The following is a 24426-nucleotide window of genomic DNA, read 5'->3' on the forward strand; positions in this document are numbered from 1 at the left end:
ACGGACGCCCACATGGAAATCAAACGGAAAGGGTTCAGATTCATGACGATTTCGTCGACGCTCCGCTCATGCAGCCGGCTGCCGAAAAGCGCAGAGGGCAGCGTCGCGATGATGTTCGCGATGTGCGCGAGCATCATGATCGGGTCCATGTGCGTGTCGCTGGACTCGATCGACTATGTGATGACGCAGGGCCGCATGCAGATGGCGCTCGATGCCGCCACTTTGTCGGCGGGCGTCGATCTCCAGCGCTACGGCAACACGCCGACCGGCACCAGCCTCGCGAACTGGCAGAAGGACGCGCGCGCGTACTACGACGCCAACAGTCCTTCCGGCGTGCTGGGCTTCGCCATGCCTGACGCGAGCTTCAGTGCGAGCGTATCGGGCGCACCCGCCACCGGGCAGACCATTCATCTGTCGGCGTCGGGATCGCTGCCCCTGCTCGCGCCGAAGGTTTTCAGCAACACATCGGGTAGCGGCTCCGGCACGGGCTCTGGCGGCGGCGGGACATCGCCGGATACGTCGACGGTATCGGCGAACAACACCGCCCTGCGGCTGCCGCAGAGCACGCTCGAACTCGTGATGGTGCTCGACAATACGGGTTCGATGAAAGACCCCGCGAACGGCGTGTCCGGTCCGACCAAGATGAGCGGCCTGCAGGCCGCGGCCAACTCGCTGATCGGCGATCTGCTGCCGAGCGGAAGCACCTCCGCGAGCAAGAACTTCATCGGGCTGGTGCCGTTCGCGAGCACCGTCAACACGACGGGCGCGCTGCCATCCGGCGGAAGCTGGCTCAGCGCGACGCTGCCGACCTACAACACCAGCAACGTGACGACGGGCGCGTGGAGCGGCTGCGTGATCGAGCCGCGCACCAACAACAATCTCTCGCCCGAAGCCTACTCGCCGGGCGACCCGCGCAAGTTCCAGCGCTACTACTACAACGTGCCGCCGAGCAAGCTGAAGGTGGTCACGTATAGCTCGTCGAGCCGGTATAACTCGTGCAATACGTCGGGCAGTTCGTCGTCGACCGTGTCGAACGTGCCGTTCACCATCGGCTCGTCGGGCTCGGCGAACAAGTGCAATAGCCCGAGCGGCGGCACGGGCACCGGCATCGGCACCCAGTTCGACGAGACCAACACGACGGGGCAGAACCTGACGCAGAATTCGGGCTGCCTCGCCACTTCGATGACCTTCCTCTCGCAGAACGCCACCACGCTCACCACGGCCGTCAACAAGATGACGCCATCGGGCTCGACGATCATTCCGGTCGGTCTCCTGTGGGGCTGGCGCATGCTGGAGCCGACGTGGTCGCAGAACCTCGCGGGCACGAAGAACGGCTGGCCTTCAACCGACCCGAGCCTGCCCAAGCCCACCGATGGCTCCGTGCAGAACCTGCAACGCGTGATGATCGTGCTCACCGATGGCCTGAATCAGATCGGCGCGGCGGGCTCCATTCCCAACACGCTGTATTTCAACGGCCTGTCGGGCGTGGGGAACAACAGCCTGTCGGCGCCGACGGTGATCCGGGCCAATGGCAACAAGATGACGGACGGGCTCACGGACTCGTCGGAGCTGCATGGCGGCAGTCCCATCGACACTTCGAGCGGCAACAATGCGGGCTACCCGGACGATGCCAACACCTACCAGTTGGCGATCTGCTCGGCGATCAAGGCGGCGGGTATCACGATCTATTCGATCACGTTCGGCGCATCGGCATCGAGCTCGACTGCGCAGACCACCATGCAGAACTGCGCGAGTCCGGGTAACTATTATCACGCGCCCGATAACACCACGCTCGATAATATCTTTCAGCAGATCGCTGGGAATTTGGGGGTGTTGCGGCTTACTAAGTGACACGCTGGCGCTTGGGGCTTCTTCTTTTCGCCGGATCCCGGTTTCGTGTCGGTCTATTTGCACTGCCCCTGTGCGGGGCGGCAGTGTAGTGGTTCAGTATTCTTGGACACCGATTACGCAGTTTCCACCTTTAAATCCTCGAACTCGGCCGGCGGCATGTGACGCGCGGCCGAGTGCAAGCGTTCCTGGTTGTAGTACATCAAGATGTAAGTCAGCACATCGGCGCGAGCCTCGGCGTGATCACGGTATGCGTGCTCGCCGATGCATTCTCCTTTGAGCGTACAGAAGAAGCGCTCGACGACGGCGTTGTCCCAACAGTTTCCTCTGCGGCTCATGCTCTGCACGATCTCGTGCTCCTTAAGAAACTGCTGGAACGTCAAACTCGCATAGTTGCTTCCTTGGTCCGAGTGGAACATCAATCCCGGTTCGGTACGCCGCGTTTGAAGTGCGACCTGTAACGCGCCAATCACCAAGAACGTGTCACAGGAACCCGAGGTCGCCCAGCCGACTACACGCCGGGAGTACAGATCGATCACCACAGCCAGATACATCCAGCCCTGCTGCGTCCAGATATACGTCACGTCGCCCGCCCAGAACCGGTTTGGAACCGTCACGGTGAATGCCCGATCGAGCCGGTTTTGCGCAATCGCCGATGCTTGCGTGCGCTTCACATAACGATGCGTGCGACGTACCCGCGCCTGCACACCGCCTTCGCGCATGAGGCGACGCGCACGCTCGCGTCCCACCGCATGGCCCCGACGCTTCATTTCCTGCGATATGCGCCGACTGCCATAGCTTTGCCGCATCTGCGCATGAATCGCCTGCACCTCGCGCACCAGCCCCGTACGTACCGGACGTGCCTTGCCCTGCCGTGCCTTCCATGCGTAGTAAGTGCTGCGCGCCACGCCGACTACACGACACAGCGTCGCTGTCGGATATGCCTTCTCTGCCTGCCGGATCACTTCGAATCGCGGTCCAGTTCCTTGACAAAGAAGGCCGTGGATTTTTTTAGAATGTCGCGCTCCCGTTCGAGCTCCGCCACTCGTTTCTCAAGTGCTCGAATCCTTAGCTGTTCAGCGCTGCCGCCCTCGGCTGCGCTCACCGGTGCACCCGCAACCGGCCGGCGATTGCCAATCCAGCGCCGCAACGCCGTCTCTCCAATGCCCAACGCCTTCGCCGCCTTCGTCACCGTGTAGCCCTGCTCCAGCACAAGCGCCACTGCCTCGCGCTTGAATTCCTCTGAAAATTCTCTTCTGCCCATTTGACACCTCGCTGGTCGATCAAAGTCTACCTTTCGAAGTGTCCAAGATTGCTAGACCACTACACAGTCACTTTCTTTGCTGCTGCAAAGAAAGTAACCAAAGAAAGCAGCTTTCCCCAGCCTAAGCACTTCACACCGGCCGCGGCACAGGCGATTGGCCTAATGGCCCGGCAGTAGCGAGTGCCCTCGTAGGTCTCGCGGGGCTTGGACCGCGCACGGTCTGACAAGCTAGTTGTTTTAGGGCGCTGGTGCAGCACGAAAGAGCTTCGGCACAGCGCTACGCGCTGCCGTTGGGTATGCGAGGGAAACCGTCGGAGAAGAAGCGTACGCGAACTCGATTGACCCATCGGCTGCGAAGCGGGCCGGAGCCATTTCGTGCTGAACCAGTTTGTTGTGTGGTGCGAGGCGACAGACCGTGCGCGAGCCAAGCCCGGCTGGGCCTGTGAGGGCGATACTTAGGCGAGGGCCACCGGCGGCTGGCAAGCATGGCTAAACTGCGTGTGACCGCGGGCGGTGAGAAGCTGCTTTCTTTGGTTACTTTCTTTGCAGCAGCAAAGAAAGTAACTGCCGCCCCGCACAGGGGCAGTGCTAATAAACCAATAAGAAATCGGGATCCGGCAACAACAACAAATCCACCCTCACCCGCAGCTAAAATACCGCTTGTGAACAAGAAGCCCAAACCCATCGACTTCAAAGCCTCGTCCGAGATCGTCGCGCAACGCCTCATCGGCGCGATCGTGACCGTCGACGGTGTCGGCGGCCGTATCGTCGAAACGGAGGCCTATGACCGCGTGGACCCCGCCTCGCATAGCTTCTCCGGACCAACGCCGCGCAACGCGGTCATGTTCGGGCCGCCCGCCTACGCCTATGTCTACCGCTCCTATGGCATCCACTGGTGCCTGAACTTCGTGTGCCGCGAGGCCGGCCACGGCGCCGGTGTGCTGATTCGCGCGATCGAACCGCTCGTCGGCATCGACGTGATGCGCGAGCGTCGTGGACTGGAGCCGATCAGACTCCTATGCTCCGGACCGGGCCGCGCCGCCCAGGCGCTCGGCATCACGCACAGAAACAACGGCATGTCGCTGCTCGAAGCGCCGTTTCATATCGAGCCGCCCGAGGAAGACTTCCCTATCGTGCACGGGCCGCGCATCGGCATCACCAAGGCGATCGACGTGCCCTGGCGCTTCGGGCTTGCCGGTTCGAAGTTCGTCAGCAAGCCCTTCCCCAAAGCGTGACGCGTCATTCCGCCGGACGCAGCTTCTTCACTTCTTCATCCGATGGCTGCACGCTCGCGCCATCGACATAACGGAACGACGTCATCACGCCCTTGCCGTCCTTCTGGCCCGTCACGCCGACATACGCGCCCATCGTCGATTGGTTGTCCTGCTTGCGGTAGATGATCGGGCCGAACGGCGTATCGACGGGCAAGCCCTTGAATGCGGCGGCGAGCTTGTCGGCATCGGGTGAACCGGCTTTCTTCAGGCCGTTGGCGATCGACATCATCGCCGTATAGCCGACGACCGAGCCCAGGCGCGGATAGTCGTGATACTTCGCCTCATAGGCGGCGACGAATTTCCTGTTCGCCGGCGTATCGATCGAATACCACGGATAACCCGTGACGATCCAGCCGACCGGCGCTTCCTTGCCGAGCGGATCGAGATAATCCGGCTCGCCCGTCAGAAGCGACACGACCGCCCGATCCTTGAAGAGGCCACGCGTGTTGCCCTCGCGCACGAACTTGCCAAGGTCGGCACTGAACAGCACGTTGAAGATGGCGTCGGGCTTTGCATCGGCGAGCGCCTGCGTCACCGCGCCCGCATCGACGTTGCCGAGCGGCGTCGCCTGCTCCGCGACGAATTCGACATCCGGTTGCGCCGCCTTCAGCAAGCGCTTGAACGTGGCCACCGCCGACTGGCCATATTCGTAGTTCGGATAGACGAGCGCCCAGCGCTTCTTCTTGAGCTTCGCGGCCTCGGGCACGAGCATCGCGACCTGCATGTATGTCGATGGCCGCAGACGATACGTGTACTTGTTGCCGTCCTGCCAGACTATCTTGTCGGTGAGCGGCTCGGCAGCCAGGAAGAAGATGCGCCTTTGCTTCGCATAGTCCGCAAGCGCCAGGCCCGTGTTCGACAGATAGCCGCCGAACAACAGCTTCACCTGCTCGCGCGCGACGAGTTCCTGCGCGACGCGAACGGTATCGCCGGGATTGCCGTTGTCGTCGCGCGAGACGACTTCGAGCTTGTGGCCATCGATGCCGCCCGCCGCGTTGATCTCGTCGAGCGCGAGATTCCAGCCGTTCTTGTACGGCAGAAGAAATGCAGGTTGTGCCTTATAGCTATTGATCTCGCCGATCTTGATGGTATCGGCGTGCGCGGCGAATGCGAGACCCGCCGCAATGGCGGCGATGGTAAAGCGCAGTGGCGTCATCGGGTTTTGTCCTCTCTGTTTGGATTCGATTCGTTCATACGCCAAGGAATTCGCGGCGCGCGGCATCGTCGCGTGCGAATGCGTTCATCGCGCCTTCATGGCGTATCTGGCCTTTCTCCAGCACATACACGCGGTCGCTGACGAGTTCCGCGAAGTGCAGGTTCTGTTCCGACAGAAGAATCGCGAGTCCTTCGCGCTTCAGTTCGAGAATCATATCGGCCATCTGTTCGACGATCACCGGCGCGACGCCTTCCGATGGCTCGTCGAGCAGCACGAGGCGCGGATTGCCCATCAATGTGCGCGATACGGTGAGCATCTGCTGCTCGCCGCCACTCATGCGGCTCGCGCGGCGCTCGCGCATTTCGCCGAGATTCGGGAATACGCGAAAGAGCTTGTCGGGCGTCCATAACGGCGCGTTCTCGCGCGGCGGCTGGCGGCCCGTGTCGAGATTCTCCATCACGGTGAGATCGCCGAACACGCGGCGATCTTCCGGCACGTAACCCAAACCCCTGCGCGCGATGCGATACGGCGCCATGCCCGCGATGTTCTCGCCCATGAACGACACAGTGCCCGATGTTCGCGGCAAGAGTCCCATCACCGCTTTCATCGTCGTGGATTTACCCGCGCCGTTGCGGCCCATCAACGCGACCACTTCACCGCGGCCGACTTCGAAGCTAACGTCGAACAGGATCTGCGCGCGGCCGTAGAACGCATTCAGCGCTTCGACTTGAAGAAGCGTCATGTCGATGCTCCCGCGCGCGGCGCGAACGATGCGCCCGTGCCGAGATAGACCTCGCGCACGCGTGCATCGTTGCGGATGGCTTCGGCGTCGCCCTGTGCGATGAGGCGTCCTCGTGCAAGCACGATGAGCTTGTCCGCGTGCGAGAACACCACGTCCATGCTGTGCTCCGTGAACAGCACGCCGATGTTGCGCTCTTTCGCGAGACGCGCGGTGAGCGCCATCAGGTCATTGCGTTCCTGCGGCGCCATGCCCGCGGTCGGTTCGTCCATCAATAAAAGCTTTGGATGATTCGCCAGCGCGATAGCCAGTTCGACACGCTTCACGTCGCCGTATGCGAGTACCGCGCAACTGCGCCGCGCATGCGCCGTCATGCCGACGAGATCGAGCAAGGCCATCGCTTCATCTTCCCTGAACGACGCGGCGCGCCCGAAAAGACTGTAGATGCGTCGTTCGCGCGAGAGCAACGCCATCTGCACGTTTTCGAGCACGGTCATCGAATTGAAGGTCGCGGCGATCTGGAACGTGCGGCCCACGCCGCGACGCCAGATATCGCGTGGACGCATGCCCGCGATGTCGTGGCCGTCAAAGCGGATCGCGCCCGCGCCCGGTTTGAGCTGGCCGTTGATCATGTTGAAGCACGTCGATTTGCCCGCGCCGTTCGGGCCGATTAGCGCGAGCAACTGCCCTCGTTCGAGGTCGAAGGACACGTCGTCGACGGCTTGCACACCATCGAATGATTTCGACAGATGCGCGATCGAAAGCAGCGTCATTGCGCCTCCCGGAAGAAGCGATCGCGCACGAAGCCCGCGATGCCTTGCGGAAACGCGATGACGAGCACGAGGATCGCGGCGCCGAGCAGCGCTTGCCAATAGTCGGTCTGACGCGCGACGGTATCCTGCAACCACGTGAACACGCTCGCGCCGACGATAGGACCGGCGAGCGTCTGGATACCGCCGAGCAGGACCATCACGAGGCCATCGACGGAACGGCCCACGCTGATCGCTTCGGGCGATATGTTGCCCTTCGAGAACGCGTACAGCGAGCCCGCGAGTCCGCATACGAGTGCGGCGACGACGAACGCGGCCCATTGCACGCGCGCGACATCGATGCCGATCGCTTCGGCGCGCAAGGGCGAATCGCGACCCGCGCGCATCGCGAGGCCCAGAGGCGAGAAGATCATGCGACGCAGCAGCCAGACGCCGATCACCGCGAACACGAGCGTGAGGTAGTAGAACGCGACAGGCGATGCAAGCCACGGCGACGGCCAGATACCCAGTATGCCGTTGCTTCCGCCCGTCACGGCATCCCATTGAAAGACGACGGACCAGACGATCTGCGCGAACGCGAGCGTGAGCATCGCCAGATAGACGCCCGACAGGCGCACGCAGAACCAGCCGAACACGATCGCGCCGATGCCCGCGATGAGCGGACCGAGCACGAGCGCGGCTTCCATCGGCAGCGCGAATACTTTGAGGAACAACGCCGCGCCGTATGCGCCGAGCCCGAAGTAAGCCGCGTGGCCGAACGAATGCATGCCGCCCGGCCCCATGATGAAGTGCAGGCTTGCCGCGAACAGCACCGCGATCATGATCTCGACGAACAGCACGGGCATGTACGGGAACGCATCGGCGGCAAGCGGCGCGAGCGCAAGCGCGATTCCCGCGACAGCCGCGGCGATCTTCATGTTGCGCGTGACGGGCCGCAGAGGACGGTCGGCGGGCGCGGCGGAACGTGCGATCGTCTGCGCGCGGCCGAAGAGTCCCCACGGACGCAGCACGAGCACGACGGCCATCACGACGAACTCCGCGACGAGCGTGAACTTCGACAAGGAAAAGTCGATCCCCGCGATCGACACATGCCCAATGCCGATGCACATCGCCTTGATCTCCGCGATCAACAGCGCCGCGACGAACGCGCCCGGAATCGAACCCATGCCGCCCACCACGACGACAACGAATGCATTGCCGATGGTTTCGATATCCAGCGACAGATTCGCCGACATGCGCGGCACCTGAAGCGCGCCGCCGAGCCCCGCGAGCAATGCACCCACGAAGAACACGCCGGTGAAGAGCCACGCCTGATTGACGCCGAGCGCGCCGAGCATTTCACGATCCGCGCTGGCCGCGCGCACGAGCGTGCCCCAGCGCGTGCGCGTGAGCGCATACCAGAGCGCGAGCAGCACGAGCGGCCCGATGACGATCAACGCGAGATCGTAAGCGGGCAACGCATGGCCGAGCAACTGCACGGCGCCTTCCAGATGCGGCGCACGCGGGCCGAACAAGTCCTCCGGTCCCCACACATAGAGCGCGGCATCGCGAATGATCAGGACCAGCGCGAACGTCGCCAGCAGATGGAACAGCTCGGGCGCGCGATAGATGCGCCTCAGCACGCTCACTTCGATCGCCGCACCGATTGCGCCGACGACGAGCGCCGCGCCGATCATCGACGCCCAGAAGCCCGCGACGCTCTCGCCGAAGCGGCTCGTGAGGCTATACGCGACATACACGCCGAGCATATAGAGCGAGCCATGCGCGAAGTTCACGATGCGCGTGACGCCGAAGATCAGCGACAGACCCGACGCGACGAGAAAGAGCGCGCAGGCGTCGGCGAGGCCGTTGACGAGTTGGACGAGCAGGTTGGCGAGCATCGGGCTCAGTGAAGGTATCGGCTGAAAGAGCCGACATTATCGATGAATTGAGCAACATGCTCCCTGCCCGCCGAAATGACCACGGCGCGCGGCCGCTGGAAAAAACGTATTGACGGCGTTTATGGCTTGTATATGCTCATTGAAGGGCAATTGTCGGTATCCGCAATCGCTCTGCCAATCCACTCGCCAAACGAGTCTTATCGTGAGAGTCCAAAGCCCTCTGGCACGTCGGAGCCGCGGCTCCTGCGCCGATCGCTGCGGCAAGCTTCCCGATCGCCGCTTCCATTCGGTTCTGACCGTCCTCTCCCGCCGCTGCGTGCGGCGTCGCAACGCCATTTCCGCGCGCGCTTTCATCGCCGTGCATTGCGTCGGTGCGGCTTCGCTGCTGCCGTAGCGCCTCTTCCGTTTTCCCTTTCCTGACTGACTGGTCCGCGCGCGTGCGTCCGCACGCGTGAATGCGCGCGCCTTTCTTCTTTGCGCCTTCGATGCATCGCGAAGGCCGTGGAAGCATGCGCGCCTTTAAAACACGAGAACGAAAATGGAACGCATCGACGAATTCCTTCGCAAACATCACATCACCGAAGTTGAAGCAATCATTCCCGACATGGCGGGCACCGCGCGCGGCAAGATCATTCCGCGCAGCAAGTTCGAGTCGGGCGAATCGATGCGCCTGCCGCAAGCCGTGATGATCCAGACGGTCACGGGCGACTATCCCGTCGATGGCAGCTTCACCGGCGTCACCGATCCCGACATGGTGTGCGTCCCCGATCCCGCGACGATCCGCCTGATTCCGTGGGCCACCGATCCCACGGCGCAGGTCATCCACGATTGCGTGCATTTCGACGGCACGCCCGTCGCGATTTCACCGCGACGCGTGTTGAGACAGGTCCTGCAGAAGTTCGCCGCGAAAGGCTGGCGTCCTGTCGTCGGGCCCGAGCTGGAGTTCTTTCTCGTCGATATGAATCGCGATCCCGATCTGCCCTTGCAGCCGCCCGTCGGCAGAACCGGCCGCGCGGAAACGGGACGACAGGCGTATTCGATCGATGCAGTGAACGAGTTCGATCCGCTCTTCGAAGACATCTACGAGTATTGCGAGGTGCAGGAGCTCGAAGTGGACACGCTGATTCACGAAGTCGGCGCTGCGCAGATGGAAATCAACTTCATGCACGGCGACGCGCTCAATCTCGCGGATCGCGTGTTTCTCTTCAAGCGCACGGTGCGCGAAGCGGCGCTGCGTCACAAGATGTACGCGACCTTCATGGCGAAGCCGATGGAGAACGAGCCGGGCTCGGCGATGCACGTTCATCAGAGCGTCATCGATGAAGAGACCGGCCGCAATCTCTTCACGAATCGCGACGGCGAACCTACGGGCCTGTTCCATAGCTACATTGCGGGCCTGCAGAAATATACGCCCGCGTTGATGCCGATCTTCGCGCCGTACATCAATTCGTATCGCAGGCTATCGCGCTTCATGGCTGCGCCGATCAACGTGCAATGGGGTTACGACAACCGCACCGTGGGCTTTCGCGTGCCGCATGCGTCGCCGCAGGCGCGGCGCATCGAGAATCGCATACCGGGCGTGGACTGCAATCCCTATCTCGCGATCGCGGCGACGCTGGCCGCGGGTTATCTCGGCATGACGCAGCATCTGGAGCCGACCGAGCCGCTCGCGAGCGATGGCTATCGCCAGCCGTATCAGTTGCCGCGCAATCTCGATGAAGGTCTCACGCTGATGGGTGCCTGCGAGCCGCTTGCCGACATGTTCGGCGAGAAGTTCGTGCGCGCCTATCTCGCGCTGAAGGAAACCGAATACGAGGCGTTCTTCCGCGTGATCAGCTCGTGGGAACGCAAACATCTTCTGCTGCACGTTTAAAGGGAGACGACGACATGAACGATCGATTCGATTCGACGGCGCATTACCGCGCGCTCGATGCCGCGCATCATCTGCATCCTTTCTCCGATATGGGCGAGCTCAATCGCGCGGGCAGCCGCGTGATCGTGAAGGCCGAGGGCGTGTATCTCCAGGACTCGGAAGGTAATCGCATCATCGATGGCATGGCGGGATTGTGGTGTGTGAATGTCGGTTATGGACGCCGCGAACTCGCCGATGCCGCGCTCAAACAGATGCACGAACTGCCCTTCTACAACACCTTCTTCAAGACGACGCATCCGCCGGTGATCGAGTTGTCCGCGCTGCTCGCGGAGATCGCGCCCGCGAAGTTCAATCGCTTTCTCTATTGCAACAGCGGCTCGGAAGCTAACGATACGGCGCTACGCGCGGTGCATCGTTATTGGGCCGTGCAAGGCCGGCCGGCGAAGCGCTATGTCATCGCCCGCACGAACGCGTATCACGGCTCGACCATCGCGGGCGCGACGCTCGGCGGCATGAGCTACATGCACGAGCAGATGCCATCGAAGATGGAGCATGTCGCGCATATCGATCAGCCGTATTGGTTCGGCGAAGGCGGTGCGATGGATGCAGAAGCATTCGGGGTCGCATGTGCGCGTCAGCTCGAAGAAAAGATTGTCGAGCTAGGCGCTGAAAACGTCGCGGCGTTCATCGGCGAGCCGTTCCAGGGCGCGGGCGGCGTCATCTTTCCGCCATCGAGCTATTGGCCGGAAATCGAACGCATCTGCCGCAAGCATGATGTGCTGCTGATCGCCGATGAAGTGATCGGCGGATTCGGGCGCACGGGCGAATGGTTCGCGCACGAGCACTTCGGTTTCGAGCCCGACCTCATCACGATGGCCAAAGGCCTGACAAGCGGCTATGTGCCTATGGGCGCGGTCGCGTTGTCGGATCGCATCGCGGATGCGATCGTGAATAGCGGCGAGTTCAATCACGGATTCACGTATTCGGGGCATCCGGTAGCGGCCGCGGTTGCGGTGGCCAATCTGAAGCTGTTGAGGGACGAAGGCATCGTCGCGCGCGTCAAGCACGATGCAGGTCCGTATTTCCAGAAGCGTTTGCGTGATGCGCTGGGCGATCATCCTATCGTCGGCGAAATTGCGGGCGCGGGACTCGTCGCAGGCATTCAGCTTGCCGAAGATCACGCGACGAGGAAGCGCTTTTCGAACGGCGACGATATCGGCACGATATGCCGCGACTTTTGTTTCGCAGGCAATCTCGTGATGCGCGCGAGTCACGATCGCATGTTGTTGTCGCCGCCGCTCGTCGTCACGCATGACGAGATAGACGAGATCGTCGACAAGGCCAAAGCCGCCATAGACGCAACTGCGCATCAGATCAGGAACGCCGTTTAGCGAAGTATTCCGCCGCCATGTGCCTGAAAGCCGTGACGGCGGGATTGTCCTGATCGGAACGCCATGCCATGCTCATTTCGGCCTGCACGGTATTGCCGGCGATATCCCTGAACTCGACATTGTCGTAATGAAATCGCCGCGATGACGCCGGCAGGATCGAAACACCGAGCCCCGCGCGAACGAGCGACAGAATGGTCGGCGTCTGATCGATGTATTGCGTGAAATGCGGCTTCACTTCATCGGCGACAAGCATGCTCACGATGCGATCGTGGAAGTATTTGCCGTGCGTCGGCGAGTGCATGATGAACGCCTGCTCGTGCAACTGCGCAAGTTCGAGTCGATCGAAGCGGCACAGCGCGTGCCCTGCCGGCAGCGCGACGATCATCGGCTCGCGATCGACGAGAAGGAACTCCACTTTCTGCCGCGACGGTAGCGGCCGCATGAAGCCGAGATCGATTGCGTTCGCCTCGAAAGCTTCGATCTGCGCGACGGAAATCATTTCGAGCAGTACGACATCGATATCCGGCAGATCGCGCTTCGCCGCGACGAGCAATTCGGGTATCAACTCATAACCCGCGGCGCCCGTGAAGCCGATGCGCACGCGCCCGGTCTTGCCCTTGTTCGCGCGCCGCACCGTGCTTTCGGCCTGCTCGGCCAGATTGAGCAGGCGCGCCGCATCCGCGAGAAACACGCGCCCTTCGGTGGTCAGCCTGACCGTGCGGCCGACGCGCTCGAACAGCTTCACGCCCAGATTCTCTTCGAGCAGATGAATCTGCCTGGAAAGCGGCGGCTGCGTCATGTTGAGCAAGGCGGCTGCGCGCCTGAAGTTCAGCTCCGTCGCGGCCGCAACGAAGCAACGCACTTGTCCGAGATCGAGCATTCGTAATCGACGTTGAAGTGATAGCCGATCATTATATGTTCGCCCCGGACGGATTCATGCGCGTGCATCAGGTCGTGAGACTGCCTTCCGGACGCTGACCTGCGAGACCCTGCGCGAGACTTGCGAGCACCATCTCGCCCATCGCCGTACGCGATTCCACCGTCGCGCTCGCGCGATGCGCCTGCAGCACGACGCGATCCATATCGAACAATTCGACCGGCACGTTCGGTTCATCGACGAAGACATCGAGTCCCGCGCCCGCGATCGCGCCACGCGACAGCGCTTCGACGAGATCGCTTTCCACCACGAGCTTGCCGCGCGCGATGTTGATGAGATAACCGTCCTTGCCCAATGCATCGAGGACGGCGGCATTCACGATGCCTTTGGCCTTGTCGGCCGCGGCGGCGAGCACGAGAATGTCGCTTTCGCGCGCGAGCGAAAGCAGATCGGGTACGAAGCGATATTCGACATCGTTCATCTGGCGCATATCGGTATAAGCAATCGGGCAGTTGAACGCGGCTGCGCGCTGCGCGATCGCGCGGCCCACCTTGCCGAGACCCACGATCCCCACGCGCTTGCCGCTGAACCTGCGCGACAGCGGAATCGCGCTCGGGCTCGGGTTCTTCACCCATTGGCCCGTCTTCACGAAATCGTTGCCGGGGCAAATCTCGCGTAGCGCGGTCAGGATCAAACCGATCGCGAGATCGGCGACATCCTCGGTCAACGCGCCGAACGTGCCCGTCACCGGAAGGCCGCGCGAGCGCGCGAATTCGAGATCGACCGCATCGGTGCCGACGCCGTTCACAGCGATCACCTGCAACGCGGGCAGGCGCTCGATGAGATCGTTCGAGATGCCTGTATGCCCGCCGGTGATCGCGCCGCGAATCGATGCGCCGTGCTCGCGGATATACGCGTCCTTATCCTCTTGCTCGAAGAGGCGATGCATCGTGTAGAGCGCATCCAGCTTGTCGTTGATGGCCGGTACGAGGATCGGGTTCAGTTGCAGAATGCTCGGCTTCAATTCGCGTGCTCCGTGGTGTTCGTTTCCGATGTGGAGCGGATGATGTCTGCTTTTGCCGAAGGCGTCCAATCCCAAAAGGCTATCAATTGATCCACGAATCGATCGATTCAATCCGGGAATCAGGTAATAGCAATAAAAGATTGGACGCTATTGCGCACCCTATCCACAATTCGAAGCATCAGAAGGCATATCGACAATAAAGCCTTGAAAATGAAATCGGAGACAACAGCGTGAGCCTGCGCCCTACCCGCATTGCATCGATTCGCCTCCTTCAAGTCGCAGCGCAAGCAGGAAGGGAGGCATCGTGATGAATAACGCCGACGGCATCATTGCTCCTTCGAAGGCCGAACCTGTCGCGGAGAAGCGCACGAAGCACCGCTGGGTCGTGATGGGACTGATCTTCTGCATCTGGGCGATCGCGTGTGCGGATCGCGCCAACTTCGGCATCGCGTTGCCGTATCTGAAGAAGGAATATCACATCACCAACACGCAGGCCGGTCTGATCGTGAGCCTGTTCTCGTTCGCGTATGGCTTCGTGCAGATTCCCGTCGGACTGCTGTATAAGCGGCTCAGCGACAGGACCACCGGCTTGCTGTTCTCGGTCTTCATGATTCTCACTTCCGTGTTCACGGGATTGATGGGCACCACGTCGTCGGTCATTCTGCTGATGACGTATCGCGTAGGGCTCGGTTTATCGGAAGGGCCGCTCGGCATCGGCTGCACGAACGTCATCAATCGCTGGTTTCCCGCGAAGGAAAAAGGCACGGCCACGGGCTTGTGGATCGCGGCATCGAAACTCGGGCCGCTGATCGTGCCTTCGGTATGCATCATCGTGATTCAGTTGTGGGGATGGCGCGAGATCTTCTATGTGTTCGCGGTGCCGGGCATTCTGCTCGCGGTGGTGTGGATGTTCTTCGTCACCAACTCGCCGGGCGAGAATCGCTTTTGCTCGCCCGCCGAACGCCGCTATATCGCCGATGAAACGACCGTCGGCGGCAACGACGGCAAGTCGCTGTCCCGCGCGCACATGACGCCGATGCCCCGGCTCGACGCGATCAATCGCACGAAGCGCGTGCCGCAGCTCGAAACGATTCGTCAGGTGTTCGGCTCTTGGAATATCTTCGGCATCGCGCTCGGTTATGGCTGCATGATCGGCATCAGCAATATCTTCATCTCGTGGATTCCCACTTATCTCGTCACGGTGAAGGGCTTTGCTTCGGTGAAGATGGGCTTCCTCGCCTCGGCGCCGTTCATCGGCGCGGTGACGGGCAACATGCTCGGCGGCATCATCTCGGACCGCCTGCTCGGCGGCCGCCGCAAGCCGATGATGATGCTCGGCGCACTCGGCACGATGATCATGACCTTCCTGCTCATCGATGCACCCGACAGCGTCGCGTACCTCGGCGCAGCGCTGATGCTGGCGGGCCTCATGCTCGGCATCGGCTTCGCGGGTTACTCCGCATATCCGATGGGCCTCGCGACCAAAGCCACGTATCCGACGGCCTTCGGCATCGTGAACTCGCTGGGTCAGATCGGTGGCGCGTGCGCGCCGCTGGCGGTCGGCATGCTGCTCGACAGCTATAGCTGGACCGCGGTCTTCCTGTACATGGTCGGAACGGCGGCGCTGTGCCTGTTGTTGCTCTTCAGCGTGGTCGAACCGATAGCCGATGAGACCCGGCCAGCGAAGTCGAAATAAGCAGGTGAATCGCGTCGTCCGATGCGGCGCGCTCCTTTTTCAGCGAACGCAAAATTCATCGTTTCACGAAAGCCTCTCCTCATTCGCGCGCGACCCCGGCATAGTGACAGCTTCATCGAAACCGGGAGGTCAGCGTGACCAGATTAAACGAAGCCGTACAGTCGGCACAACAGATCGAAGCCGTGCTGAAGGCATGGGCCAAAGCCGCGGCAACGAAAGACGCGCGCAACATGAGGCCGTTCTACGCGGACGACGTCGTCGTGTTCGATATCTTTCCACCGCTCGCTCACCAGGGCGCCGAGGGGCATTGCGCCGTCTGGCAAGGCTGGTTCGACAAGCTCGATGGACCGATTTCGTTCGAACTCGAGAACGCCGTCATGCAGGTGAACGGCGATCTCGGCACGGTGTTCTGCATCACCCGGATCAATACCGGGCAAACGCACGATCTCGTCAGAACCACGCTGGTCCTGTCGAAGACCGACGAAGACTGGCTGATCAGTCACGTACATACTTCGGTGCCGCTTCCCGTGGAACTGGTGCCTCCGGTAACGCACTGAAGCCACGTCCCGCGCGACACATGCTTCAAAGCCCGCTTTCGACCATATCGAGCAGGCGCCCGGCAAGCGGCTCGATCTGCGTGCGTTTCAACCCCTGCAACGGGCCTTCGATCACGAGAAGCGCGAAGCCATGCACGGCGCTCCATGCGAGATATTCCGCTTCGGGCCTGCGCTTTGCATCGAGCGCGCCCGCGTCCACCATCTCGTCCAGGGCGCGACTGAGCAACTCAAACGGATCGAGTCCGCTCGGCCCCGCGCCATACGTCCCGTCATGCTCTGCCCATTCCGCTTGCGGCGCCACGAAGGCCGTGCGGAAAAGCCCCGTTTCCGTCTGCGCAAAGCGCAGATAACCCGCTCCGATAGCCCGCAATCCCGCGCGTGCCGCATCGGCGCGGCGACGCTTTTTTGGGCGCGCCGCCAGTTCCTCTTCCATCGCCTGCGCGACGAACGACAGCGCCGCAGAGCGCACCGCCGATAGCAATTCCTGACGGCTCTCGAAGTGACGATAGGCCGCGTTCGGAACCACGCCCGCGCGACGTGTCGCCTCGCGCAGCACGATCGCATCCGGGCCGCCTTCGCGCGCCAGCTCGATGCCCGCATCGATCAGCGCGCGTCGCAAATCCCCATGCCGGTAGGTGCCGCGCGGCTTGCCATTTGTCATTTTGATTCGTCGGGCTTTCCATATGTGGACACTGTCCATTATCTCTGCTACTTTTTGTGGACGGTGTCCACAACGCAAAAAATAATTCCATGTCGATGCTTGCCGTTGCTTTGTCACGACGCGGCGGCATCGTGTGCAATGCGGACCGTCATACGAAGGAGCAGCCATGACAAACCAGAACGATCGTACGCATGCGGATGAAGATGTCGCGCGTATTCGCGAACTGATCGAAGCGTGGCGGCAGGCCGTGCTCGCGAAAGACGTCGATGCGCTCGTCAGCCATTACGCGCCGGATGTCGTCGTGTTCGATGTCGTGCCGCCCGCGTCTATTCGAGGCGTCGAGCACTATCGCGAGAACTGGCGGCGCTGGTTCGACAGCATGAAAGGCCCGCTCGCGTTCGAGATGCGGGAAGTGGAAGTCGCCGCGAGCGGCGATCTGGCTTATGCGCACACCGTCAACCGCGTCGCCGTGGGCGAGCAGGAAGACATCGTGCGCGCCACCGTGTGCTTCAGGAAGATCGACGGCGACTGGCGTGTCGTGCATGAACACGCATCGGTGCCGCTCGTGATGGACATGGACCCTGACGAGAAGTCATAAACCCAAGGAGCAGACATGCAAGTGCAACCCTATTTGTTTTTCGAAGGCCGCTGCGAAGAAGCGATTACGTTCTATCGCGAGAACCTGGGCGCGCAAGTCGTCATGATGATGCGCTACAGCGAAAACCCGGAAGCCGGCAAGGCTGAAACGGCCAGCGGCTGCGGCATTCCGCCGGGATCGGAAAACAAGATCATGCACTCGGCCTTCACCGTCGGCGATTCCATGCTGATGGGTTCCGACGGCATGTGCAGCGGCAAGCCGGAGTTCAAGGGCGTATCGCTCTCGCTCACGGTCGACGACGAACAGCAGGCGGAAAAATACTTCAACGCGCTCGCCAACGGCGGGCAGGTGCAGATGCCGCTGACGCAAACGTTCTTCGCCAAGCGCTTCGGCATGGTGGCCGACAAGTTCGGCATTTCGTGGATGGTGCTCGGCGGCGTCGAAGGCAAGCCGGCGTGATGGTTTAGTAGGTTCAGTAGCCGCCGCCTGGAACGCGTCTTGCGCGCCTTTCATCGCATCAATTCGAAAGGAGCCGCGACATGAGCAATTACGCCGGACGTTCTCAGGAAGACCGCATCGCGCAGCGCAAGGGCAAGCAGCAAACCTCGCAGGAACAGCCGGGCGGGCCGATGGCCGAGCCCGGCACGCAACCCGACAAGGATCACAGCAGCGGCCAGTTGTCAGAGGAAGGCAAGCAGGCATGGCGCACGGGCTCGGGCATCGATGGCGGCGGAAAAACCTGACACGCATATCGATCTTCGGAAACGTGGAACAATGGCGGGGTGCCATATGCACTAATTGCATCTTGACTGACAGGAGCTTTCGATGAGCGCCCCGCGCAAAAACCATCTTTCAGGCTCGGACATGCCCGCTGACACAGCCGATCGTCCGACCCGCGAGGAAGCCGAAGCCGCCGTGCGTGTTTTGCTGCGCTGGGCCGGCGACGACCCGAAGCGCGAAGGTCTGCTCGATACACCGGGCCGTGTCGTGCGTGCATATGAAGAGTTCTTTGCGGGCTATACGCAAAATCCGCACGAAATTCTCGCGCGCACGTTCTCTGAAGTGCAAGGCTATGACGAGATGATCGTCCTCAAGGACATTCGTTTCGAAAGTTACTGCGAACATCATATGGTGCCGATCATCGGCCGCGCGCATGTCGCGTATCTTCCGAACAAGCGCGTCGTCGGCATTTCGAAGCTCGCGCGTCTCGTCGATGCTTTCGCCAAGCGTCTGCAGATTCAGGAGAAGATGACCGCGCAGATCGCGGATACGTTGAACGAGGTGCTGCAGCCGCTCGGCGTCGGCGTCATTCTCGAAGCCGCGCATCAATGCATGTCGACGCGCGGCGTGCACAAGGCGGGCGTCTCGATGGTCACATCGCGGATGCTCGGTTCGTTCCGCGACGATCCATCGACGCGCCGCGAATTTCTTTCCATCGTCAGCGATCAGAACGCGTTCAGCGTGTCGAACACGTAACGGCTATCGCCAACACGCGCACGTAAAAAGAAAGGGCCTCGCGGCCCTTTCGTCGTTTCATGCGCCGAATCCGTTGCCCGGCGCATCGGGCCCGCTGCCCTCGCGTATCTTGCCCTGCGACACGTTGCTGCCCGGCGGCACGCTGTGCGTGAGCCACACATTGCCGCCGATGACCGAACCTTTGCCGATGGTCACGCGGCCGAGAATCGTCGCGCCCGCGTAAATCACGACATCGTCCTCGACGACCGGATGCCGCGCGTTGCCTTTGACGAGAGAGCCATCGCTCATCGAAGGGAAGCTCTTCGCGCCGAGCGTCACGGCCTGATAGACGCGCACATGCTGGCCGATCACCGCGGTCTCGCCGATCACCACGCCCGTGCCGTGATCGATGAAGAAACTCGGCCCGATGGTCGCGCCCGGATGAATGTCGATGCCCGTCAATGAATGCGCGATCTCGTTGATGAAGCGCGCGAGCAGCGGCACGCCGAGCTTGTGCAATGCGTGCGCGAGACGATGATGCGTCATCGCCCAGATGCCCGGATAGCACAGCAGAATCTCGGTGATGTGCTGCGCGGCCGGATCGCCCGTGAACGCGGCCTGGATATCGCTGACCAGCAACGCGCGAATCTGCGGCAACTGCGAGCCGAATTCACGCGCGATCGCGAAGGCATGCGCGGAAAGCTCGGCATCGCTCGTATCGCGATGCTCGGGCAGGAAGCGCAGCGCGCGTCGAATCTGCTCGTGCAGCAGACGCAAGTTGCTTTCGAGCGTCTGGCCGACGTAATAATCGACGCTTTCGTCGGTCAGATCGGGCGCGCCGTAATGCGTGGGAAACAGCGCCGAGCGCAAGCCGTTGACGATTTTGACGATCGCGTCGCGTGAAGGCAGTTCGCGTATGCCGAGCGGATGCCGTGTGCGATGCAGTTCTTCGCGCGACTGGCGCAAGTCCGCGACGATCTGCGCGAGGCCCCACTCGTGAGGTGTGTCGCGTGCGGTGTCGCGGGATGTTTCGATGGGCGGTAGGGTGCCGGGCGTGGGCGTGTTCTGCATGTCGGCCATGAAGCAAGAGAAACGGCCGCCGCGCTCGTGCACGACGGATGAAACGTCAAGGGTAACCCGTTTTGGAGAAGCCTGCCGCCCGGCGGCTCGCGCGCCGGTGGTCCCGCTGTTTCATCCGGACATCGCTCACACTGTCACGTTGCTTGCGTCGATCCAGCGCACGGCCCAGTCGCGCGCGTGCGCGATGGCATCGCCCTCGCTGCGAAATCGCAAGTCCGATGGGAAGAAGCGGTTCGCGACGAGTTCGCCATCGCTCGATCGCGAGATCACCACATACGGCTGATAGCTGCCATCTCCGGCCCGGGCGGGCGCGCAGTTTAGAAGGTAGCCTCGATGTGAGAAGGCTGCATCGTGTTGCATGAGTCACCTGTGTGAAAGTGCCCTGCTCGTTCGAATCGCATTGCTCTTCTTCGACGGCAACGAGACGCGCCCTCCTGATTGCTCGCATCTCTTTCTGTTGCGCTTTGCCGCCGACAGGTTCCAAATAATACTTGCAGGAAATCGGCTTGGGGTCGAAAAAAAAGCCTGAAATTTTGGGTATCCGATAAGGCGCCCTCCGGCAAGGCTCGCGGTTCCGTCGCCAAATAGCCGGAACGAGTCTTGCGTGCGGGCTTGGTCAATTCAGGTCCAACGGAGCAATGCGATGAGCAACGATGAATCGAACCAGACGCAGCAGACGCAGGACAAGCAGAAGGATCAGATCGCCGATAGCCCGATCAAGACGCCCGCCGCGGAAACGGCTCACGTGAAGATGAGCGACGCGATGAAGGCCGCATCGGGTGGCGAAGCGCATGCGGGCGCAGGCGCGGCCGTGAAAGCGGAAACCACGAAGGAAGGTATGCATGTCGGCCCGCAGGGTCTTTATGAAAAGCCGCCGCGCGGTGTCGATGTCGCGAACGACGACGGACCCGATGACACCGTCGATGCCGATGCGAAGAGCATTCACGCGCGGCGCGAGGTGGAGATGCTCGCACGCGAGCCGGACTCGGTCATCAACTCGAATGCGACGCCGGTGAACTACGTGCCCGAACCGGGCGACGGCCTCGGTGGCTTCGACAGCCGTCCTGGACGCAATGGCGTCCTGCTTGCGCTCGAACGCGGCTATCGACTGATCGATCGCGGCATGGTCGCGCCGACTGTGCCCGAGGTCGAAGACAAGTTCCGCTTCGAAGGCCGCGATCCGCATGGCCACACCTTGCGCGGACGCAAGCACTATGCGCTCAATCACATGCGGCCTTCGCGGCTGTTCGAACTCGAGCGTGGCTGAAGACGCAGTTCCTTCATAAGCAAAGAGCCGCATGGAATATGCGGCTCTTTCTGCCTTCAGTTGCGTTCAGCGCTCCTGCTTTTTGTTTTTCTCTTCATCATCGGATTCGATGCGCGTCACGCCGCCCGTCGCGGGCGGATCGCTTGCGGGAAAAGTGTCTTCGACAGCCTTGTCCAGATCGTCTTCGTCACGTTCCGAATGAGGACGTTGTTCCTTTACGTTGTTCATCGCGCTCTCCTGTGGTCGTTAAGTCGTCAATATGAGGGGAAGCAATACGTGTTCCCCGGAGCAGGCACGGCGTATGCGCAGTGAGACGGCCAACGAAGCGCCGCATCGCAGCAATTGCGATCCCGGCCGACAAGACGACCGCCCGGAATCGACAAAGGGGAAAGACCAGATGACGACGATCCACGCCTACGACGCCTGTCCGCCGGAATCCGAGGAACCGGCGCAGCTTCAGACGACGACCCGCCACACCGTTACGCCCGAGCAGCGCTTCACGTCCGCGATCGCGTGTCTCGGCGCGGCCTATGCGCTCTCCTGGGCGGAGTTCGCGCTGACGCTCGCGATCGGCCTTCCGGGCGATGCGTCGAGCCATCCGCTCGCGGCATCGGTCGCTTCGCGCGTGCTGGTCGGCTTGCTGTACGTGTGCGTCGCGTCGCGGCTGCAATGGGCGCGCTGGCTCGCCGTCGCGCTCGGTTTCGCTTCTGTCGCGCTTGTCGCGCCCACGCTCGCGCTGCAATGGCACGTCTTCCCGGCGGCCGCGTTCGTGAGCGGCGCGGGACTCGTCTGCAAGTTCGCGGCATCGCTCTATCTTCTTTCGCCGATGCCCGCGCGCCTCGCTACTCGATAGCCATTCGAAACCGCAGCTTTGCAATCCTTGAAGCGGACGCACCTTTTTCGCGCGTCCGCTCGCTCGCACAATGCAAAGTTCATCAACCGTTGCGAGCCCAATCATGAAAATCGCTGTCATCGGTGCAACCGGCACGGTCGGCCGGGCGGTCGCCGCCGAACTCAAAGCCCGTCACGAAGTCTTCGAAATCGGTGCGACGCGCGGTGCGCATCGCGTCGATCTGCTCGATGTCGCCAGCATCAAACGGCTCTTCGATGAAATCGGCCGTGTCGATGCAATCGTCGCGGCAGCCGGTCACGTGCATTTCGGCCCGCTGGTGAAGATGACGCCCGAGCAGTTCCGCCTCGGCCTCAACGACAAGCTGATGGGCCAGGTCAATCTCGTGCTCACCGCGCGCGATTATCTGAACGACGGCGGCTCGTTCACGCTGACGAGCGGCATCGTCGGCGCGGCGCCGATCCGTGAAGGCGCGAGTGCGGCGGCCGTCAACGGCGCGATCGAAGGCTTCGTGCGCGGCGCGGCGATCGAACTGCCGCGCGGCCTGCGCATCAACGTCGTGAGCCCGACGATGCTCGAAGAAGCCCGCGAAAGCTTCGGTCCGTACTTCCGTGGCTTCGAGGCGGCGAGCGGCGCGCGCGTGGCGCTGGCGTACAGCCGCAGCGTCGAGGGCGCGGAGACCGGACGCATCTACAACGTGCACTGACACTGACAGGCGCGAAGTGTGCATGGAGCACGGCGCGTCGATCGCTTATGCTCGGCGCTTCATGAAGATCATGGAGCGATGCGATGCAGTGGACCCGGGACGACTATCGGCTCAGCACGGACATCGATGAATTCGACTTCGATGTCGTGCACCGCTATCTGAGCGAAGCGGCGTATTGGTCGCCGGGCATCGCGCGCGAGAAGGTCGAGCGCGCCGCGCGCCATTCGCTCGCGTTCGGTCTTTTTCGCGGCAGCGTGCAGATCGGCTATGCGCGCATGATCACCGACACCACGACCTTCGCCTATCTCGCCGATGTATTCGTGCTGCCCGAGCATCAGGGCGCGGGCCTCGGCAAATGGATGATGCAATGCGTGATGGCGCATCCCGACCTGCAAGGGTTGCGCCGCATGATGCTCGTCACATCCGACGCGCACGGACTCTACGCGCGCCACGGTTTCGCCGCGAGCAGGCATCCCGAGCGCATCATGGAAAAGATCGCGAAGGCCTAACCGCCCTTCACGCCCTGCGTGTTGACGTAGAGCGAATAAAGCCCGTGGCTCGCCGCCATGAACAGGCGATTCCGATGCCGCCCGCCGAAGCACACGTTCGCGCAGCGCTCCGGCAAATCGATATGACCGATCGCCTCGCCTTGCGCGGTGAACACGCGCACGCCGTCGAGTTCGGCGTCGCCCATGCCCCAGCCGCACCACAGGTTGCCGTGAATGTCGACGCGAAAGCCATCGGGCGTGCCTTCTCCCGCATCGATCAGGGCACGCGGCTCGCCGAGTCTGCGGCCGCCGTCGAGCACGTCGAACGCGTAGATCTTGCGTGGTATCGCACGCGATTCGACCACGTACAGCACCGATTCGTCCGGCGAGAACGCGAGGCCGTTCGGGCCGATGAAGGCATCGATCATCATCGTGATTTTGCCGCTTTGGCCATCGACGCGATACACGCACGGCTTGAGCTGCGCTTCGTTCTTCTCGCCTTCGTAGAAGCCGTCGATACCGAAGGTCGGATCGGTGAACCAGATCGAGCCGTCCGACTTCACGACGACATCGTTCGGCGAATTGAACGGCTTGCCGTCGTAGCTGTCCGCGATCACGGTGATGGAGCCGTCGTATTCGGTGCGCGTCACGCGCCGCGCCAGATGCTCGCAGGTGACGAGCCGCCCTTCGCGGTCGCGCGTGTTGCCGTTCGCGTTGTTCGACGGCTTGCGAAACACGCCGACCTGACCGCTCTCCTCGTCCCATCGCAGGATGCGGTTGTTCGGGATGTCGCTCCAGAGCAGATAGCGGCCGTCGCCGAACCAGACCGGCCCTTCGGACCAGCGCGCGCCCTGATAAAGACATTCCACCGACGCCGATGCGATGCGCAATGCGTTGAAACGCGGGTCCAGCACGCGCACGGCGGGGTCGGGGTAACGGCGCTCGTTGTTCGTCATGCTTTTCTGTCTCCAA

Annotated in this window: 26 protein-coding genes; 14 read left to right on the plus strand and 12 right to left on the minus strand. The window is 62.0% G+C overall.

Annotated features, from left to right (window positions below; all coding sequences use genetic code 11):
* Positions 1-12: 12 nt before the first annotated feature.
* Complete coding sequence (locus tag IAG25_RS29405; RefSeq protein ID WP_255504028.1) at positions 13-1851, plus strand: TadE/TadG family type IV pilus assembly protein; 1839 nt, start codon at positions 13-15, stop codon at positions 1849-1851.
* Positions 1852-1964: 113 nt separating this feature from the next.
* On the opposite strand, the gene IAG25_RS29410 is transcribed toward IAG25_RS29405, so the two are convergent.
* A protein-coding gene (locus IAG25_RS29410; protein ID WP_187607974.1) for an IS3 family transposase occupies positions 1965-3112 on the minus strand; the annotation gives its coding sequence in 2 pieces (ribosomal slippage) (positions 1965-2863 and positions 2863-3112; 1149 coding nt in all).
* Between the two features lie 662 nt (positions 3113-3774).
* Here IAG25_RS29410 and IAG25_RS29415 point away from each other — a divergent pair.
* Positions 3775-4347 (plus strand): DNA-3-methyladenine glycosylase, encoded by a 573-nt coding sequence (locus IAG25_RS29415; protein WP_187608063.1) that lies wholly within the window; start codon positions 3775-3777, stop codon positions 4345-4347.
* A 4-nt stretch (positions 4348-4351) separates the two neighbouring features.
* Here IAG25_RS29415 and IAG25_RS29420 read toward each other — a convergent pair whose 3' ends face one another.
* From IAG25_RS29420 to IAG25_RS29435, 4 genes are read right to left on the minus strand one after another with little or no spacing between them, the layout of a single operon-like run.
* Entirely contained in the window at positions 4352-5542 is a 1191-nt protein-coding gene (locus tag IAG25_RS29420; protein WP_187607975.1) for an ABC transporter substrate-binding protein, read from the minus strand.
* A 34-nt stretch (positions 5543-5576) separates the two neighbouring features.
* Complete coding sequence (locus tag IAG25_RS29425; protein WP_187608064.1) at positions 5577-6290, minus strand: ABC transporter ATP-binding protein; 714 nt, start codon at positions 6288-6290, stop codon at positions 5577-5579.
* Entirely contained in the window at positions 6281-7054 is a 774-nt protein-coding gene (locus IAG25_RS29430) for an ABC transporter ATP-binding protein (protein ID WP_187607976.1), read from the minus strand. The genes IAG25_RS29425 and IAG25_RS29430 overlap by 10 nt, the downstream gene beginning before the upstream one ends.
* Positions 7051-8931, minus strand: a complete 1881-nt coding sequence (locus IAG25_RS29435; RefSeq protein WP_187607977.1) for an ABC transporter permease — start codon at positions 8929-8931, stop codon at positions 7051-7053. Before IAG25_RS29435 ends, IAG25_RS29430 begins: the two co-directional genes overlap by 4 nt.
* Before the next feature lie 538 nt (positions 8932-9469).
* Between IAG25_RS29435 and IAG25_RS29440 the strand changes: the two genes are divergently transcribed.
* A complete protein-coding gene (locus IAG25_RS29440) occupies positions 9470-10804 on the plus strand; it encodes a glutamine synthetase family protein (protein ID WP_035507325.1) in 1335 nt (444 codons plus the stop codon).
* A 14-nt stretch (positions 10805-10818) separates the two neighbouring features.
* The gene (locus tag IAG25_RS29445) at positions 10819-12195 is read left to right on the plus strand and encodes an aspartate aminotransferase family protein (RefSeq protein ID WP_187607978.1); all 1377 of its coding nucleotides are present in this window, start codon (positions 10819-10821) and stop codon (positions 12193-12195) included.
* Here IAG25_RS29445 and IAG25_RS29450 read toward each other — a convergent pair.
* Both IAG25_RS29450 and IAG25_RS29455 read right to left on the minus strand, forming a co-directional pair.
* Positions 12179-13075, minus strand: coding sequence for a LysR family transcriptional regulator (locus IAG25_RS29450; RefSeq protein ID WP_187607979.1), 897 nt, complete (start codon positions 13073-13075; stop codon positions 12179-12181). The two genes, IAG25_RS29445 and IAG25_RS29450, sit on opposite strands and share 17 nt — an antisense overlap.
* A gap of 67 nt (positions 13076-13142) precedes the next feature.
* Positions 13143-14096: a 2-hydroxyacid dehydrogenase gene (locus IAG25_RS29455; RefSeq protein ID WP_187607980.1), complete on the minus strand. Its 954-nt coding sequence runs from the start codon at positions 14094-14096 to the stop codon at positions 13143-13145.
* A 307-nt stretch (positions 14097-14403) separates the two neighbouring features.
* Here IAG25_RS29455 and IAG25_RS29460 point away from each other — a divergent pair, with 307 nt between their 5' ends.
* Entirely contained in the window at positions 14404-15792 is a 1389-nt protein-coding gene (locus IAG25_RS29460; protein WP_187607981.1) for an MFS transporter, read from the plus strand.
* 134 nt (positions 15793-15926) lie between these two features.
* A complete protein-coding gene (locus IAG25_RS29465) occupies positions 15927-16349 on the plus strand; it encodes a YybH family protein (protein WP_187607982.1) in 423 nt (140 codons plus the stop codon).
* 25 nt (positions 16350-16374) lie between these two features.
* Here IAG25_RS29465 and IAG25_RS29470 read toward each other — a convergent pair whose 3' ends face one another.
* Entirely contained in the window at positions 16375-17010 is a 636-nt protein-coding gene (locus IAG25_RS29470; protein ID WP_187607983.1) for a TetR/AcrR family transcriptional regulator, read from the minus strand.
* Positions 17011-17176: 166 nt separating this feature from the next.
* On the opposite strand from IAG25_RS29470, the gene IAG25_RS29475 reads away from it, so the two are divergent.
* From IAG25_RS29475 to folE, 4 genes are all read left to right on the plus strand, one after another.
* Positions 17177-17608, plus strand: coding sequence for a YybH family protein (locus IAG25_RS29475; RefSeq protein ID WP_187607984.1), 432 nt, complete (start codon positions 17177-17179; stop codon positions 17606-17608).
* 15 nt (positions 17609-17623) lie between these two features.
* On the plus strand, positions 17624-18067 hold the full coding sequence (locus IAG25_RS29480; protein WP_035507307.1) for a VOC family protein: 444 nt from the start codon (positions 17624-17626) through the stop codon (positions 18065-18067).
* An 80-nt stretch (positions 18068-18147) separates the two neighbouring features.
* Entirely contained in the window at positions 18148-18351 is a 204-nt protein-coding gene (locus tag IAG25_RS29485; RefSeq protein WP_035507304.1) for a hypothetical protein, read from the plus strand.
* Between the two features lie 82 nt (positions 18352-18433).
* Positions 18434-19084, plus strand: a complete 651-nt coding sequence (gene folE, locus IAG25_RS29490) for a GTP cyclohydrolase I FolE (RefSeq protein ID WP_035507302.1) — start codon at positions 18434-18436, stop codon at positions 19082-19084.
* 57 nt (positions 19085-19141) lie between these two features.
* On the opposite strand, the gene epsC is transcribed toward folE, so the two are convergent.
* Together epsC and IAG25_RS29500 are read right to left on the minus strand one after the other, a co-directional pair.
* Complete coding sequence (gene epsC / locus IAG25_RS29495) at positions 19142-20143, minus strand: serine O-acetyltransferase EpsC (protein WP_371881896.1); 1002 nt, start codon at positions 20141-20143, stop codon at positions 19142-19144.
* Positions 20144-20269: 126 nt separating this feature from the next.
* Positions 20270-20503, minus strand: a complete 234-nt coding sequence (locus IAG25_RS29500) for a hypothetical protein (RefSeq protein WP_035507299.1) — start codon at positions 20501-20503, stop codon at positions 20270-20272.
* Positions 20504-20786: 283 nt separating this feature from the next.
* Here IAG25_RS29500 and IAG25_RS29505 point away from each other — a divergent pair, with 283 nt between their 5' ends.
* On the plus strand, positions 20787-21410 hold the full coding sequence (locus IAG25_RS29505; protein WP_187607985.1) for a DUF3005 domain-containing protein: 624 nt from the start codon (positions 20787-20789) through the stop codon (positions 21408-21410).
* Positions 21411-21476: 66 nt separating this feature from the next.
* On the opposite strand, the gene IAG25_RS29510 is transcribed toward IAG25_RS29505, so the two are convergent.
* A complete protein-coding gene (locus tag IAG25_RS29510; RefSeq protein ID WP_187607986.1) occupies positions 21477-21638 on the minus strand; it encodes a hypothetical protein in 162 nt (53 codons plus the stop codon).
* A 169-nt stretch (positions 21639-21807) separates the two neighbouring features.
* Here IAG25_RS29510 and IAG25_RS29515 point away from each other — a divergent pair, with 169 nt between their 5' ends.
* The 3 genes from IAG25_RS29515 (at position 21808) to IAG25_RS29525 (ending at position 23475) form a co-directional block, all read left to right on the plus strand.
* Entirely contained in the window at positions 21808-22263 is a 456-nt protein-coding gene (locus tag IAG25_RS29515; RefSeq protein ID WP_187607987.1) for a hypothetical protein, read from the plus strand.
* 100 nt (positions 22264-22363) lie between these two features.
* Complete coding sequence (locus IAG25_RS29520) at positions 22364-22966, plus strand: short chain dehydrogenase (protein WP_187608066.1); 603 nt, start codon at positions 22364-22366, stop codon at positions 22964-22966.
* Positions 22967-23049: 83 nt separating this feature from the next.
* Positions 23050-23475, plus strand: coding sequence for a GNAT family N-acetyltransferase (locus IAG25_RS29525; RefSeq protein ID WP_187607988.1), 426 nt, complete (start codon positions 23050-23052; stop codon positions 23473-23475).
* Here the strand turns inward: IAG25_RS29525 and IAG25_RS29530 are convergent.
* Positions 23472-24410, minus strand: coding sequence for an SMP-30/gluconolactonase/LRE family protein (locus tag IAG25_RS29530; RefSeq protein ID WP_187607989.1), 939 nt, complete (start codon positions 24408-24410; stop codon positions 23472-23474). The two genes, IAG25_RS29525 and IAG25_RS29530, sit on opposite strands and share 4 nt — an antisense overlap.
* Positions 24411-24426 lie beyond the last annotated feature (16 nt).

Source organism: Caballeronia sp. EK (assembly GCF_014384845.1).
Taxonomy (GTDB): Bacteria; Pseudomonadota; Gammaproteobacteria; order Burkholderiales; family Burkholderiaceae; genus Caballeronia; species Caballeronia jiangsuensis.